Annotated in this window: 12 protein-coding genes; 3 read left to right on the forward strand and 9 right to left on the reverse strand. The window is 58.1% G+C overall.

The window, feature by feature from the left end:
* Positions 1-14 precede the first annotated feature (14 nt).
* The 7 genes from BC777_RS17890 to BC777_RS17920 all read right to left on the reverse strand — a co-directional run bounded on the left by BC777_RS17890 (position 15) and on the right by BC777_RS17920 (position 8,640).
* Positions 15-1,325, reverse strand: coding sequence for a M16 family metallopeptidase (locus tag BC777_RS17890; RefSeq protein ID WP_100369577.1), 1,311 nt, complete (start codon positions 1,323-1,325; stop codon positions 15-17).
* Positions 1,325-2,656 (reverse strand): M16 family metallopeptidase, encoded by a 1,332-nt coding sequence (locus BC777_RS17895; protein ID WP_100369578.1) that lies wholly within the window; start codon positions 2,654-2,656, stop codon positions 1,325-1,327. The genes BC777_RS17890 and BC777_RS17895 overlap by 1 nt, the downstream gene beginning before the upstream one ends.
* A gap of 83 nt (positions 2,657-2,739) precedes the next feature.
* Positions 2,740-3,378 (reverse strand): DUF3035 domain-containing protein, encoded by a 639-nt coding sequence (locus tag BC777_RS17900; protein ID WP_100369698.1) that lies wholly within the window; start codon positions 3,376-3,378, stop codon positions 2,740-2,742.
* Between the two features lie 52 nt (positions 3,379-3,430).
* Positions 3,431-3,937, reverse strand: a complete 507-nt coding sequence (locus BC777_RS17905) for a signal peptidase II (protein ID WP_168769215.1) — start codon at positions 3,935-3,937, stop codon at positions 3,431-3,433.
* A gap of 10 nt (positions 3,938-3,947) precedes the next feature.
* Entirely contained in the window at positions 3,948-5,537 is a 1,590-nt protein-coding gene (purH, locus tag BC777_RS17910) for a bifunctional phosphoribosylaminoimidazolecarboxamide formyltransferase/IMP cyclohydrolase (RefSeq protein WP_100369579.1), read from the reverse strand.
* Positions 5,538-5,556: 19 nt separating this feature from the next.
* Complete coding sequence (locus BC777_RS17915; RefSeq protein WP_311135480.1) at positions 5,557-7,296, reverse strand: heparinase II/III family protein; 1,740 nt, start codon at positions 7,294-7,296, stop codon at positions 5,557-5,559.
* A 69-nt stretch (positions 7,297-7,365) separates the two neighbouring features.
* Complete coding sequence (locus BC777_RS17920) at positions 7,366-8,640, reverse strand: RsmB/NOP family class I SAM-dependent RNA methyltransferase (protein WP_100369581.1); 1,275 nt, start codon at positions 8,638-8,640, stop codon at positions 7,366-7,368.
* Positions 8,641-8,712: 72 nt separating this feature from the next.
* Between BC777_RS17920 and BC777_RS17925 the strand changes: the two genes are divergently transcribed.
* Positions 8,713-8,889: a DUF1674 domain-containing protein gene (locus BC777_RS17925; protein WP_100369582.1), complete on the forward strand. Its 177-nt coding sequence runs from the start codon at positions 8,713-8,715 to the stop codon at positions 8,887-8,889.
* 93 nt (positions 8,890-8,982) lie between these two features.
* Positions 8,983-10,095 (forward strand): polysaccharide biosynthesis/export family protein, encoded by a 1,113-nt coding sequence (locus BC777_RS17930; protein WP_100369583.1) that lies wholly within the window; start codon positions 8,983-8,985, stop codon positions 10,093-10,095.
* Between the two features lie 2 nt (positions 10,096-10,097).
* Here BC777_RS17930 and BC777_RS17935 read toward each other — a convergent pair whose 3' ends face one another.
* Positions 10,098-12,251, reverse strand: coding sequence for a calcium-binding protein (locus BC777_RS17935; RefSeq protein WP_100369584.1), 2,154 nt, complete (start codon positions 12,249-12,251; stop codon positions 10,098-10,100).
* A 214-nt stretch (positions 12,252-12,465) separates the two neighbouring features.
* On the opposite strand from BC777_RS17935, the gene BC777_RS17940 reads away from it, so the two are divergent.
* Positions 12,466-13,863 carry a phosphohexomutase domain-containing protein gene (locus BC777_RS17940; protein ID WP_168769216.1) on the forward strand — a complete coding sequence of 466 codons (1,398 nt, stop codon included), beginning with the start codon at positions 12,466-12,468 and terminating at the stop codon, positions 13,861-13,863.
* Between the two features lie 123 nt (positions 13,864-13,986).
* On the opposite strand, the gene galE is transcribed toward BC777_RS17940, so the two are convergent.
* Positions 13,987-15,003 carry a UDP-glucose 4-epimerase GalE gene (gene galE / locus BC777_RS17945; RefSeq protein ID WP_100369585.1) on the reverse strand — a complete coding sequence of 339 codons (1,017 nt, stop codon included), beginning with the start codon at positions 15,001-15,003 and terminating at the stop codon, positions 13,987-13,989.

Here is a 15,003-nt window from a genome sequence, read left to right on the forward strand (position 1 = left end):
GAAAACGGGGGTCTTTACGGCGTGCTTTCCAGTCCGACCGGTTGACCGACCACCACGAAATGCAAGTTTTCTGGTTGCAGCAACTCGGATGCGACCCGGTTCACATCGTCCAGCGTCACCGCCTCGACCAAGTCGTTGCGGTTGATCACATAATCCGGTGTCAGCCCGATCATCTGCATCCCTACCAGGATCTTGGCAATCTCGGCATTGCCATCAAACCGCAGTGGATATTCGCCAGTCATATAGGTCTTTGCGGCGTCAAGCTCCTCGGCCGTCATGCCCTCATCTGCCATGCGCGCCCATTCATTGCGTGTCACTTCAATTGCTTCGGCAATGGTTTCGTTCGATGACGCGACAGAGCCCAACATCACCTCGGCATGGAACCGCGGCACAAGGTAAGATCGAATGCCATAGGTCAGCCCGCGTTTTTCGCGCACTTCGGTCATCAGGCGCGATTCAAAACCGCCCGCGCCAAGCACCCGGTTGACGATAACAGCGGCAAAGAAATCCTCATCTTCGCGTTTCATGCCGCGGTGACCGAAAAGGGCAACAGATTGCGGTGTATCGAAATCCACAACGGTGACGCCACCTTCCAGATCATATGTGATGTCGTCTGGCAGGGGGGGGCCTTCCTGTGGCAAGTCACCCAACAAATCATCCAGCAGACCGCTCACGGCATCAGCGGTGGTATCACCAACGACCGAGGCATAAATGCGCCCTTGCGCCAGTGCATTTTGGTGGGCGTCAATCATATCCTGTCTGGTCAACGCGTTAACCGTTTCAGCCGTGCCGTCGATGGCAGAGCCGTAAGGGTGGTCGCCGTAGGCGGCCGCATTGAACACGGCACTTGAAATCGCATTGGGACTTTTAGCGTCACTGGCGATGCCGGACAGCACCTGCGCGCGCACCCGGTCGAGCGCCTCTTGATCGAAGCGGGGTTCCAGCAAGGCTTGGCGCAGCAGGGCGAGCACGTCTTCCTTGTTTTCCGTCAGAAAGCGCGCAGAAATTGAGATACTGTCATCAGAGGCGCGAAAGCTGATGCTTGCGGCAAGGTCTTCCAGCGTGGACTGGAATTCCTGTGCTGACATGTCACCAGAGCCTTCCTCCAACAGTGCCGTCATCAGGTTTGTGGCCCCGCGTTTGCCGGGCAGATCAAGAGAGGCACCACCCCGGAACCGTAATTCAAGTGCAATGAAAGGGATGGCGGGTTCTTCCACCACCCATGCATTGATGCCGCCGGGGGATGTGACCTCTTGGATGTCAATCTCGGCCCGTGCTGTTGTTGCGAGGACAGTCAGGCAAATGGCAATCAGAAAACGGCGCATCAGCGTGCCTCCTCTTCATTGGATACGACCCAGCCGGTGACGGAATGCTTACGGTCGAAAACCTTGGCGGCAACCGCTTTGACATCCTCGGCAGTGACTGCCTGCAGAACGTCTGGCCAGACCTGCACGTCTTCGACCGTCAGGCTTTGCGACAAGGCCGCACCATAGCGCTGGGCCAACCGTTGCGTGTTATCAAGCGCGTAGATTTCTGACGCACGCAGTTGGGTGCGGATGCTGTCCATGCGCGCGGGGTCAATTTCGCTTTCCATGAAGGTGCTGATCACATCATCCATCGCAGCCTCTGCCTCAGACAGGCTGACACCCTCTGCCGGGACCAATGAGAATGAAAATGTACCGTCATCCAACCATTGTCCGCTGTAGGATGCATTGGTGTAGATCGCCGTCTGGCTGTCAAATTGCAACGCTTGCCCAAGGGCGGACGTAAATGGCGACCCGCCCAGCAACTCGGCCAGATAGACCAATGCGGCGGCCTCGGTCTGTGCGCCGGGATCGCGTTCAGGGGCCAGATAGCTGCGCACCACATAAGGCTGGCTGACGCGGGCATCCACATAGGTCATCCGCCGCTCGGCCCGTTGGGGCGGTTCTTGCGGGCGTTCGCGCAGGGGCAGTTGGTCTTCGGCCGGTATGACACCGTAATACTGTTCAGCCAGTGCGAGGACCTCCTCTGGTTTCACGTCACCCGCGACAACCAGAATGGCGTTGTTGGGCGCATAATAGAGGTCGTAGAAATCAAGCGCGTCTTGCAGGTCCAACTGTTCCATCTCGTGCTTCCAGCCGATGATGGGCACGCCGTAGCGGTGGTTCTGATACAGGGCTGCACGGAATTGTTCCTGCGCCAGTGCGTTTGCGTCGTTTTCGGTGCGCTGGTTGCGTTCTTCAAGGATTACGCCACGCTCTGTTCTGACTTCCTCTGGCGTGATCGCCAGATTGTTCATGCGGCTGGCCTCCATCTGCATCATCAGCTCAAGCCGGTCAGCGGCGACCCGTTGGAAATAGGCCGTATAATCATAGCTGGTAAAAGCGTTGTCGCTGCCACCGTTGGCCGCGACGATGGAAGAAAATTCACCCGAAGCAAGAACGTCTGTGCCCTTGAACATCAAATGTTCCAGAAAATGCGCGATGCCGGATGTGCCGGCGGGTTCATCCGCGGACCCCACCTTGTACCATAACATATGAACGACAACGGGCGCGCGGTTGTCTTCGATCACGACGACCTCCATCCCGTTATCAAGCGTGTAGGTGGTGACCTCTTCGGCCTGTGCGGCCATGGCTGATATCATGATGGCCAGCGCGGCAAACAAACGTGTCATGGGCATCCTTTTTCGTTGGTTGTCCCGATACCTACGCTGCTTTGGCCCATGTTCAAGGCACCATACGCGGATGTGAGGTAGGGTTATTCGGCTGCGTCGTCCGTACAGACGCGGCGCAGGCGGCCATCGGGTGATCCAACAGTGGTGAAGACGCAGTTTTCATCCACGCCAAGCCGACCCAAAAGTCCCGAACCAGCAGTTTCGCCTGCGTCAACGGTTTCACTGGGCACCTGTGGCACACGCACGCCCAAATCTTGCAGCCGTGCCAGTTCAGCAGATGCATCTAGCGCCTCGCGGCGGTAAGCGGGGAAATATCGATCACGCCCAAGTGGGTTGATGACGTTTGACCGCCGCGCGCGGTTCAGTCTGGCTTCGTCTTCTGCGGCGAGGACTGCCCGGATATTCGGATCTACGCCATAGCGGCTGGTTTGCGCCACAAGGGCGGCATCACCCGCAGGCACGCCGCCTGCGATCTGTGCCGATGGCGACCCACCGAGTGCGACAATCGCGTCAGCGTTTGGTGATGGGTCCGCGCGGTTTGTCCCCCCCGGTGTCGGTGTCGGCAGATCACGGGTCTGGGGGATTTCAAGCGGGTCAAGCGGGATCACTGCAAATTCGTCAGGGCCACCGCCTGCAGACTGCAAGTCACGCAAAGGCCGGTCTGTGTTGCCACAGGCGGTGATCAGGATCAGGGCCAGAACAGAGAAAGAAAGCGCGCGCATCAAAAATCCCTCAGGGTGTTCTTGGGGTGTGTACCTCATGGTCGGGGGGACGTCACGCTGATTTCTTTTTGTCATCGGCAAGAAACGCCAGCCCGACTGCGCCTATGAAAATACAGATGTCAGCCACGTTGAACGCATAAGGATTGTTGATCCCGCAGCAGGACATGTTGATGAAATCCGCAACCGCCCCATAAAAGAACCGGTCGATGACATTGCCCATCGCCCCACCAATCAAAAGCCCACCTGAGATATAAACCCATTTGGTCCCGCCAACCTTGTTGAGCCACCAGATCACGCCCGCTGTGATCAGAAAGGCAACGGCGATCAGTACCCAGCGCATGTCGAATTCTGCAAACAGGCCAAAGTTGACGCCGCGGTTCCATGCCATCCGCAAGGTCAGGAAAGGCGGGAACACCTCAATCGATTGGGGGTAGGGCAGTTGGTCAGAAGGTACCGTCACCTGCGCCCACTTCAGCCCAAAGACGTTGAAGAGCACGAAGAACTTGATCACCTGATCAAGCAGGAAAATCCACAGCGCCGTCATGAACATCAACCGCATTGCAGACCTCTTAGTGCCGGAAGTGGCGCATGCCGGTAAAGACCATGGCGATGCCAGCCTCGTCCGCTGCGGCAATCACTTCGTCATCGCGCATGGACCCGCCGGGCTGGATCACGCAGGTGGCACCTGCAGCAGCGGCCTCCATCAGGCCATCAGCGAAGGGGAAGAACGCGTCGGATGCGACGGCAGAGCCTTTGGTCAACGGTTCAGGCAATCCCATCGTCGCTGCCATGCGCTCAGCCTTTTTGGCGGCGATCAATGCGCTGTCAACGCGCGACATCTGGCCAGCCCCGACGCCGACGGTTGCCGTGTCTTTCACATAGACGATGGCATTGGATTTGACGTGCTTGGCGACTTTCCACGCGAAAAGAAGATCGGCCATCTGCGCTTTTGTCGGGGCAACCTTCGTCACCACTTTCAGGTCATCCATGCTGACAAAGCCCGTGTCCTTGTCTTGTACCAGCATCCCGCCTGCAACCTGACGATAGGTCGTGATCGGCGCTTTCAGATCTGGCAAACCATCGGTGGTCAACAAGCGCAGGTTTTTCTTGGCAGCAAACACAGTCTTGGCGGCGTCTGAGGCACCCGGTGCTATGACGACTTCGGTGAAAATCTCGACAATCGCTTTGGCGGTGTCCTCATCCAGAGGTTGGTTCAGCGCAACGATTCCACCAAACGCGCTGGTGCGGTCGCAATCGAAAGCGTTCTGATAGGCCTCTAGCAGCGTAGCACCACGCGCCACACCGCAAGGGTTGGCGTGTTTAATGATGGCCACGGCGGGGCCATCGGTAGGGTCAAACTCTGCGACCAGTTCAAACGCAGCATCAGTGTCATTGATGTTGTTGTAGGACAGCTCTTTGCCTTGATGCTGCATCGCAGTGGCCACGCCGGGACGGTCTGTGCCATCGGTATAAAACGCGGCTGACTGGTGGCTGTTTTCGCCATAGCGCATCGTCTGCTTGTAAGTGCCGCTGAACGACCGGCGGCGCGGTGTCTCTGCCCCAATCGCACCAGCCATCCAGGTGCTGACGGCAGTGTCATAGGCGGCGGTCCGGGCATAGGCCGTCAGCGCAAGACGTTGACGTAGCGCCAGCGTGGTTTGACCATCGTTGGCGTCCAGTTCAGCCAACAGCGCGTCATAATCCTCGACATCTGTCACGACATTCACAAAGGCATGGTTCTTGGCGGCAGAGCGGATCATGGCGGGCCCACCAATGTCGATATTTTCAATGCAAGTATCGAAATCGGCGCCCTTCGCAACGGTCTCTTCAAACGGATAAAGGTTCACCACCAGCAGGTCGATCGGCCCGATGTTGTGTTCCACCATCGCATCGCGGTGCCCTTCAAGGTCACGGCGGGCCAACAGACCGCCATGCACAACCGGATGTAGCGTCTTGACGCGCCCATCCATCATCTCTGGAAACCCGGTGACATCGGCCACATCGCGCACTTCAAGCCCGGCATCGCGCAGCGCCTTGGCTGACCCGCCCGTTGACAGCAATTCAACCCCGCGCGCGGCAAGCGCGCGTCCAAGGTGGGTCAACCCGGTTTTGTCAGATACAGAAAGCAAGGCGCGGCGCAGCGGGGCAAGATCGGTCATGTGGGTCCTTAAGAAGAGGCTAGTCAATCGCGTCCAATGAATCGGCCTGCGCAAAGTCACGCACCGCGAGGGGCGTATCTGGCGTTTTGGCCAATGACCAACGAACACGCGTCGCATAGGCCATTGCGCGCCCGGATAAAACCACCTGTTGGGTGGCAACCGGCTTTAATTGCCGATTTTGTAGGTAAACCGACTGTGCAAGGCTAAGTTTCGCCGCCCCATCATGCCGTAAAACCCAGATTTCCCCCGATTTCAGGGTAAGAGAGACGGCTGTCCCTTCGGCATCAATCGCCGGTTTCACCTCTGGGTGCAGGTGAAACCGTATCACGAAGGGCAAGCCTTCTTGCGGCAAAGCATGGTCAAAGACGGTCTGATCGTCCGGGCCCAGCGTGCTGAACATGTCTTCGCCAACCAAGGACCGGCCATTCGCGGAAAGCATCAGGACACGCGCATGTGTCAGACCATATGCGCGCTGATAGCCATTGTGCGACAGCTCTAACTTGCGTCCCATATGCGTTGCAGAAAATTCGGCCTGCACGCGTGTCGGCAATTCGGTCAGCAACTCGTCCCCATTGGGCATCCGCCCTTTCGGCCCAAGATGCGAGGATGATGCACCAGCGATCATCATTGTGGAATGGCTGGGTGTCGCGCGGCTGGCCCGCCGCCATTCATCGCCGAAACGCGCGCCGGAGCCGCAGTTCACGATCAGGGGCCTGCGCCCTGAGGTCAGTTCAAAACTCAGCGTACTGGCATGCGCCTGCGCCGAAGCGCGGCCTTCCGGCGGGGCCGCTGCATCGGCGATGAGCGTCGTGCGGCCTGCGGCAAGGCGGGCGAAACCCATATGGGTCTGGTCTTTGGGCAGTGTCTTGATGCCCGATGCAAACAGGGCTGCATCCAACCGCCCGTCAACACCCTCACCACCGCCATGAAAGCGGGCCAAACTGCCGTCTGCATGCCGCAAGGCCCGTAAAGTCGGGACAATGCGGGCGATAGCGTCCGATATCTCGGATGGGATCGGGCGCGTTGCATGGGTCAGCGTTTGTGATGTCCAGTTCAGCAGGCCAAGAATATCCAGCAGTTCTTCGGGCTGGCGCGTGACGATAGACCCATCAGGGCCAATCGCCGCGGCGCAATCCTGTGCAAGGGCCACAATTGCGCCCTCTGCATGGTGTTCAAGGCTTTGCAGCGACAGGCTGGCGTAGACCGTGCCTGCCAAGGCCTCAAACCGGTGCAGACCGGGCTTGGTCGTCTTCCAACGGCGCGCGACAAAGACGGTCTGGCCCGCAAGGTTTTGAAAGAACTTTGCCGAAGTGGGTTCATCTTTTCCACGCAGCAGAAACGGCCCGTGGTTGATCCACCGGATCAGGCGGCGCCCTGTGATGCCCGGCATCCAGCCACCGCTGCGCCCGTCACCATATTTTGCCATCCACGCTAAAACCCATTTTTGTGCCAACGCCTGCGCGGTCTTGTCGCCGACAGCAACTAGATCATCCAGCCAATCGCAGCCATGGATTTCATCGGCAACGTCGGGGTAGGCTTCGGCGATATCCCAAACGGTATAGTTTTTGCCTTCAACGAACAGACCAGAGAACAGAAATTTGCCTGCAATCAGCTGCGCACCGCGTTCTGACACCCCAATGGTGCGCGGTTCGGGTGTGGCGACAAATTCTGTCGCCAGTGCCATACGACCGGCGCGCCGCGCATGGTGGCGGTGCATAAAGCGCGCCCTGCGTTCACGCCATGTTGTTATCTGGGCCAATGCCTGTAGCCTTGATTTGCCTACGTTGTAAATCGGTTAGGCAAACCATAGAAAAAGCAGATCCCTAAGTCACGCAGGCTTTCGCAGTACCGCCATATAGAAGCCATCCATTCCCCCGATGTCTGGCCAATAATCCGGTCGCAGCCGCAGGCCGCCTTCATCCGTGATCCAATCGGCGTCGATGCCGTTGATCCGCAAGGCATCAGCCTCGGTCCTCAGGTCCGGGTGCCGCGCAAGCGCCTCTTCTACCTGCACCTCGCCTTCATCAGGCAAGAGCGAGCATGTGCAAAAGACCAGCCGCCCACCGGGTTTCAATAGGGTCAGCGCGTGATCAATCATCGCCTCTTGCTGATCAATAAGCGCGCCAAACTCTGACCCGTCCTTGGCATAGGGCAGATCAGGGTGGCGGCGGATGGTGCCGGTGGCCGAACAAGGGGCATCAAGCAAGATGGCGTCAAAACCCGTTTGATCAAAGGCAAAGGCGTCGCTTACTACACAAGCCGCTGTCAAACCGACGCGGGTAAGGTTTTCGGCAATGCGCTCCATCCGTTTCTCAGAGATATCAACAGCAGTGACATCTGCGCCCAAGGCGGCCAGTTGCATCGCTTTGCCGCCAGGTGCTGCACAGAGATCCAGTACCCTAAGGCCCTTAACGTCACCCAGCAGCTTAACCGGAATGGCCGCCGCTGCATCTTGTACCCACCAATCACCTTCCGCGTAGCCCCTGAGGGTCGAAACCTGCCCCGCGTTCTGTAACCGCACTGAACCAGTGGACAAAAGGTTGCCATCCAGTGCTTTGGCGACAGCCTCTGCATTGCCCTTCGCGGATAAATCCAAAGGCGCCCCTGCAAAATGGGCGGCCTCCATCCCCTCAACCGCGTCACGTCCCCAAGCGGCGACAAGCGGTTGTCGCAGCCAACCAGGCGTCAGCGGGATAGCACGTTTATTCCAGCCCTCGGGGCCTTCAGCCGCGATTTTGCGCAAAACGGCGTTGGTCAGCCCCTTCATCGCCTGAGTGCGTTTGTTGCGGGCGACAATTTCAACATAGGCGTTGACCACGCCATGCGCAGCTTCGCCACCGCACAGTTCAATCACTCCAAGGCGCAGAGCATTCATCACGTGATCGGGAGGTGTTTTCTTCAGGTACGGTTTCAGCATCCTGTCGGCGCGGTCCAGCCCGCGCAAGGCATCCGTGGCAAGGCGCTGGGCGCGTGCGCGGTCGTCGGTTTCAAGGCGCGCCAATGCACCACCGGCGATCAGTTCGGCCATTAAACGGCCTTCGCCGGTGATCTCCATCAGCAGGTAATGCGCAGTGCGGCGGGCGGGCAGGCCTGTCTGGTTCATGGGTGTCTCACTTGAAGCCGGGTGGCGGGGGCGTATATCAATCCAATGATATCGACAAGGAGTGCATGTCCCATGACTGATCAGCCCAAAGACCTGCCACCTGCCGCACAACGCGCGTTGGCCGAGGCCGAAGAACGCCGCAAAAAGGCTGAGAGCCCAGCGCTGCCTACCGAATTGGGTGGGCGCGACGGACCTGAACCCGTGCGCTATGGCGATTGGGAGAAGAAGGGCCTCGCCATCGACTTCTGATTGCCATGCTTTCAGAATGATTTTCCTTAGCAAGTGCTGTTGCATACAACTTTTGCGGTGTAGGTTCCTCGGGCTGCTCGAAAGGAATCACGTTTGCTCTTTCAAAGATTTGTTGCCGTTGTCGCTTGTTTTGCCCTTGCCAGTTGCGGTCTGCCCCGCGGTGCTGGTTTCCAGTCAGAGGTTCTGGCGGCGTCCAACGCCAATACGGCTGTCGAAGGTGAAGAACCGGTTTATGATTTTGCTGTTTATGAAGTGAACCGCGATACCTTGCCCGTTCTGCAAGGCTGGCCAGTGACCGGCGATGCGACGCTGCCGTGGATTGTTGCGCAAGAACAGCCGGCATCCTTGATGATTGCTGCAGGCGACATTGTACAAATCACGATCTGGGATGCCGAAGAGAACTCGATCTTCGGGGTCGCCGGTGTCACGCCGTTGCAGCCCGAAACGGTCAGTGCAGATGGCCGGATTTTCGTACCCTACATCGGGGATTTACGTGTAGCTGGCATGGCGCCAAACACGGCGCGTCAGCGTATCGAAGAAGAGCTGATCAGAACGGTACCCTCCGCTCAGGTCCAGCTTTCGGTCGAGCCGGGGTCGTCGAATACCGCAAATCTGGCATCTGGTTTTGTGGCGCCGGGCCTTTATCCATTGCTTGATCGCAACGTGAAGATCCTTGATCTGATGTCGCAGGCAGGCGGGCCGAACCCCGAGTTGAACTCGCCTCAGGTCCGTCTTGTGCGCGGGTCGCGCACCTTTGGTATCCCGTTTGAACAGCTACTACGGGACCCTACCGCCAACATCGCCATGCGCGGCGGTGACCGTGTTTATGTGGAAGACGACGCCCGCAAGTTCATTGCCCTTGGGGCCACAGGCAGCCAGTCTGTCGTTGATTTCCCAGAGGTTGAGTTTTCCGCTCTCGAAGCGCTTGCCTTTATCGGCGGGGTGAACGCGAGCAGCGCAAATCCCGAGGGGATTTTGATCCTGCGCGAATACGCCTCGAGTGCTGTGTCTGACGGCATCGCCGGCCCCCCACAGGAACGCGTCGTATTCAACATCGATCTGACCTCAGCTGATGGGCTGTTTTCGGCCCGGAACTTTATGCTGGAAGGCGATGATCTGATTTACGGCACCGAAAGCGCGCTTGGCCCTGCGTTGTCATTGTTCAGCCTGACAAGTACGGTAAATAGCCTCGCCAACGCCAACTGACCTTAGAACAGTGCAATGTCATCGGCGAATGCATTGGAATCCGTGATCCCGTTGATGATCAGGACGTTGCCGTCCTCAAAGTCAATGATCGCCTGCCCATCCGTGAAATCAGCGTAGAGGAACAATAAATCCGCGGCTGAGGTCAGACCGGTCCAAAGCGAGGGATCAAGGATGATCTGGTCCAAGCCTTGTTCAAAATCGGCAATCTCATCGGTGCCGCTGTTGAAGATGAACGTATCAGCCCCTGCGCCGCCGATCAGCATATCCTGCCCCAATCCGCCATCAAGGATGTCCGCGCCCGCACCGCCAAGCAATGTATCCGCCCCCTGATCACCCGATAACCTGTCATTCCCAGCACGTCCAAAAAGCGCGTCATCACCTGCATCTCCGTGCAGGATGTCATCGCCACCACCGGCAAAGACAAGATCAAACCCGGCACCACCCGTAATCGTTTCAGATGCGTCGCTGCCATCGATGACCATGCCACCGGCCTCATCGCTGACCGCACCGCGCAGCAGATCAATGTTGCCTGACTTGATCATTTGCCAAGCGGTCATCGGGTTGTTTGCGCCAGCGTCGACCGTCGGAGGCTCAGTGGGTGGTTCGCCCAGCGGCGGCGTAGGTGTCGCGGGGCCGGGATAGCCGGGCCGCAGGTCAACGGGCAGCCGTGACAGACCAATCAGATCAGCTGTGTTCAGCATGCGATAGTCAATCGGGGTGCCATCGGTGCTGATGACGTTCAGCATCTCATCCCCATAGATGATCCGCATGCCATCAGGTTGCAGCGTAATGAACAACTGGCTGATGTCGCGCAGCATCGGCCAGAGTGACAGGTCGATCTTATCCTCACCCACGGTGAAATCCGTGATCGTGTCGGTCTCACCATCGGCAGACAGGATGAACACATCTGCGCCCGCACCACCTGTCATGATGTCACTGCCCAAGCCGTCGCGCAGAATGTCGTCGCCACCCGCGCCATTGATGATGTCGTCACCGTCATGGCCTTGCAGGATATCGCCACCTGTCGTCCCGGTCAGTACATCACCATCCACGACAGCCGTAAATGTCTGACCGGGCGGCCCTGTATCAAACCGTAGCTGTGTCACGCCGGTCTCACTGCTGCTGGCCGCAAAGATATCGATCCCTGCGTTGCGGGCTGCGGCTGCAAGTGCGCTAATGTTATCAAGGCCGAAATCATCGGTATCCTCCATCGCATCACGGTGGACCAGCAAACCACCCTCAAGCAAAAGAAAGACAGAGATGCCATCATCCGCCCCGCCTGCAATGACATAGGTTTTGCCCTGTGCCGTGATCACCTCCAGTGATGTGACCCCGCCAAAGCGCGTATCGCGGCTGTCAAGCACATGATCGCGGACGATCATGCTGCCATCAGCGCCCAGTTCAACCACGCTCAGACTGTCTGTTCCGGCAGCGGCAAGGACCAGATAGGTGCTATCGCCGACTGTGGCGGCCTCAAGCGCTGTTGGCGCGCTGACCCAAAGCCCGTCATCGGCGTTAATGGTCGTCTCGCTGGTGATGATGCCTGCATCATCTACCGCCCTTGCGGTGATGCTGTTTTGCAAGGCGCTGGCTGTGACGATGAAGTGCTGCCCGGCGACGGTCGCGGCGGTGGTCGCAGCGATACCAGAGGCCGTGCCTTGCGTTGCATCCTGCAAGACCGTGTGACCCGTTAAAGCACCGCCCGCATCAAAGGTCAGACGCGCCAGCCCTGTCTGCCCCGCCAATGCGCCAAACACCACTTGGATACCGTCAGACATGTTCAGGGTCGTCCCATATTGGAACCCTTGAAAGGCAGGTGGCAGGTCGGTCAACGCGACCGACGCATCAAAGCCGCCATCTGTGCCAAGGCTGACGATTTCAAGCGCGCCACCCGAACCGCCGCCCACCAGCACACCATTAGACAGGCTGGTGATGCTTCCTGTCCCACCGGCGATCAGCCCGCCCGCAAAGGGGTCACTGTCACCGAGGCGCAGCACACCGCTTTCGATGTCCCACTGGCGCAGCACACCGTCATACCGCGTGCTACTGTAAAGCTGTGCCACGCCGCCGACATCCACGACCATCAGATCGGTGATATGCGAAAAACCTATGTCACCGGGATCGGTGACGTAGAATGAAAATGATAAAGATGACATGCAAGAGGTCCCCCCCGGAACCATGTGTCGTCAGAATGTCCAAACAACCTGCGTGACCCACATGATGAGGGGGTGACCCAATTGCGGCAGGGGCGTGGAGCTTACCAAGCAATTTGTTCAATATCGTTTTGGATTTAAGGTGAAGCTTGGTTTACATTTGCGTTGATGACAGTTGATTGTCTGTCATGCGACACCCTGCAATTGGATCACGCATATGCCCCCTAAATTCGGAACCAGCGGCCTGCGCGGCCTTGTGACAGAGCTAACAGTGGCTTGCGTCACGCGCTACGTTCACGCCTTTGCCCTGAGCTGTCCAATCGGAAAGGGCCTTTATATTGGGCATGATCTACGGGCTTCGTCACCCGATTTGGCCGATGTCGTGGGACACGCTGCTGCGAATGCCGGTCTGACGGTGACGTGCTGCGAGGCAGTACCGACACCCGCGCTTGCGCATGCGGCAATGGCCGATGGTGCGGCGGCCATCATGGTGACCGGCAGCCATATCCCGGCTGATCGCAATGGTTTGAAATTCTATACCCCAGCGGGTGAAATCACAAAGGCAGAAGAGGCATTGATCCAAAACGCATTGGGGCAAAAGAGTACCGCTGATGCCGTTGGTTCTGTGACAAACGCCACAGATGTGCAGGCCCGCTATGCAGCGCGATATCAGGCGGCCTTTGACAAGGCTCTCGGCGGTCTGCACCTTGGGCTTTATGAACAAAGCGCTGTGGGTCGTGATAGTCTGGCTGATCTGCTGCGCAGCCTTGGGGCAAAAGTGACGTCCTTGGGCCGCTCCGATGTGTTTGTGCCAATTGATACAGAGGCGGTACCCGCCGATTTACGCGACCAATTGCGCGATTGGGCGCAAGGGCATGGGCTTGATGCCATTGTCTCGACCGACGCCGATGGTGATCGCCCGCTCTTGACGGATGAGGGTGGGACAGTTGTGCCGGGGGATATCCTGGGCCAGATCACTGCCGAAACGCTGGGCGCGGATACAGTTGTCACCCCGATCTCTTCCAACTCAGGCGTAGCCCAGTCTGGCCGGTTTGCGCATGTCTTGCGCACCGCGATTGGATCGCCGCATGTGATCGCGGGCATGCAAGCCAGCACAGGGGCCGTGGTCGGGTATGAGGCGAACGGGGGTTTTCTCTTGGGTTTCACAGCGCAGGGGCCCACCGGGGATTTGCCGCCTTTGATGACCCGTGACGCGGTGCTTCCCATTCTCGCAGTTTTAGCGCAAAGCGCGAAGACCGGTGTAAAGGCGTCAGTCGCCCAGCAGCCAGCGCGTTTCACGGCAGCCGACAGGTTGCAGGATGTTGATGTCGATGCTGCTGTCGCCTTCATTGATCAGCTACGCCAAAGCGCGACTGAGCGGGAGGCCTTTCTGGCATCCCTTGATAGCACCTGCGCCGAGGTTGATGAAACTGACGGGCTCCGCATGACCCTGCAAAATGGGCTGGTTGTGCACTTGCGGTTGTCAGGTAACGCGCCTGAATTGCGGCTTTATGTCGAGGCGCCTTCGAAAGACGACGCATATGAGGTGCTGACAACGCTTTTGCCGATTTTGGCAGGTACCATTTTGTCGCAGGTAACGAGGTTTTCTTTGTGACAAAACGCACAGAAGACAGAGTGGTAGTTATCTATTTAAATAATTGGGGATTTTTTCAGTGGTGAGGTTTCAACGGTTCGTCTTCATTGTGCCTTGCACCTTAGGTGCAAGGCATTTTTCGTATCAGGAACCGTCGTAGCCATTCGGGTTCTTGGACTGCCAAGCCCAGGTGCTTGCCGTCATTGCATCCAGATCATGTGCCGCTTCCCATTTCAGCTCCTCATTCGCGCGCGTGGAATCCGCCTGCATGGCCGCAATATCACCTTCTCGCCGCGGGGCCTGTTTTGTCGCAATGGGCTTGCCGCAAGCACGCTCAAATGCCGCCACCATGTCGCGCACGCTATAGCTTTGGCCGGTGCCAATGTTGAAAGGGCGCGCGCCGGTGGCGTCTTGGGCGTAAGTGATCGCCGCAACATGCGCGCGGGCGAGGTCAACCACATGGATATAGTCGCGCATCCCGGTGCCGTCCGGCGTATCATAATCATCGCCAAATACTTGCAATGCATCGCGCTTGCCCACAGCAACCTGCGCGATAAAGGGCATCAGGTTGTTGGGGATATCTTTGGGGTCTTCGCCGATCTGGGCAGAGGCATGGGCGCCAACCGGGTTAAAATAACGCAACAGAACTGCTGTGCTTTCAGGATAGGCGGCGGTCCAATCCGTCAGGATCTGCTCTGCGATCAGCTTGGAGCGTCCATAAACAGATGTGGGATTGGTGGGGTGTGCCTCATCATAAGGCAGGTAGACGGGTTCGCCATACACCGTCGCGGATGAAGAAAACACGATACGCTTGCAGCCCGCACGGCCCATGGCATGTAGTAGAGTGAGCGTGCCAGACACATTCACATCATAATAATGCAGCGGCTTCTGCGTGCTTTCGCCCACAGCCTTGAGCCCGGCAAAATGGATTACTGCCTCTGGCTGAAAATCCTGCATTACCTCATCAAGCTTATCTGCGTCACGCACGTCACCCACATAGTCATGCATTACCCCGTTTGAGAGCGATCGCACACGCGTCAAAACCTCTGGTGTGGCGTTGCTGTAGTTGTCCAGCACACAGACCTCATGGCCCTGCGCCATCAGTTCCAACAATGTATGACTGCCGATATACCCGGCGCCGCCGGTGACCAATACGCGCAT

The sequence above is a fragment of the Yoonia maricola genome, assembly GCF_002797915.1.
Lineage (GTDB): Bacteria > Pseudomonadota > Alphaproteobacteria > Rhodobacterales > Rhodobacteraceae > Yoonia > Yoonia maricola.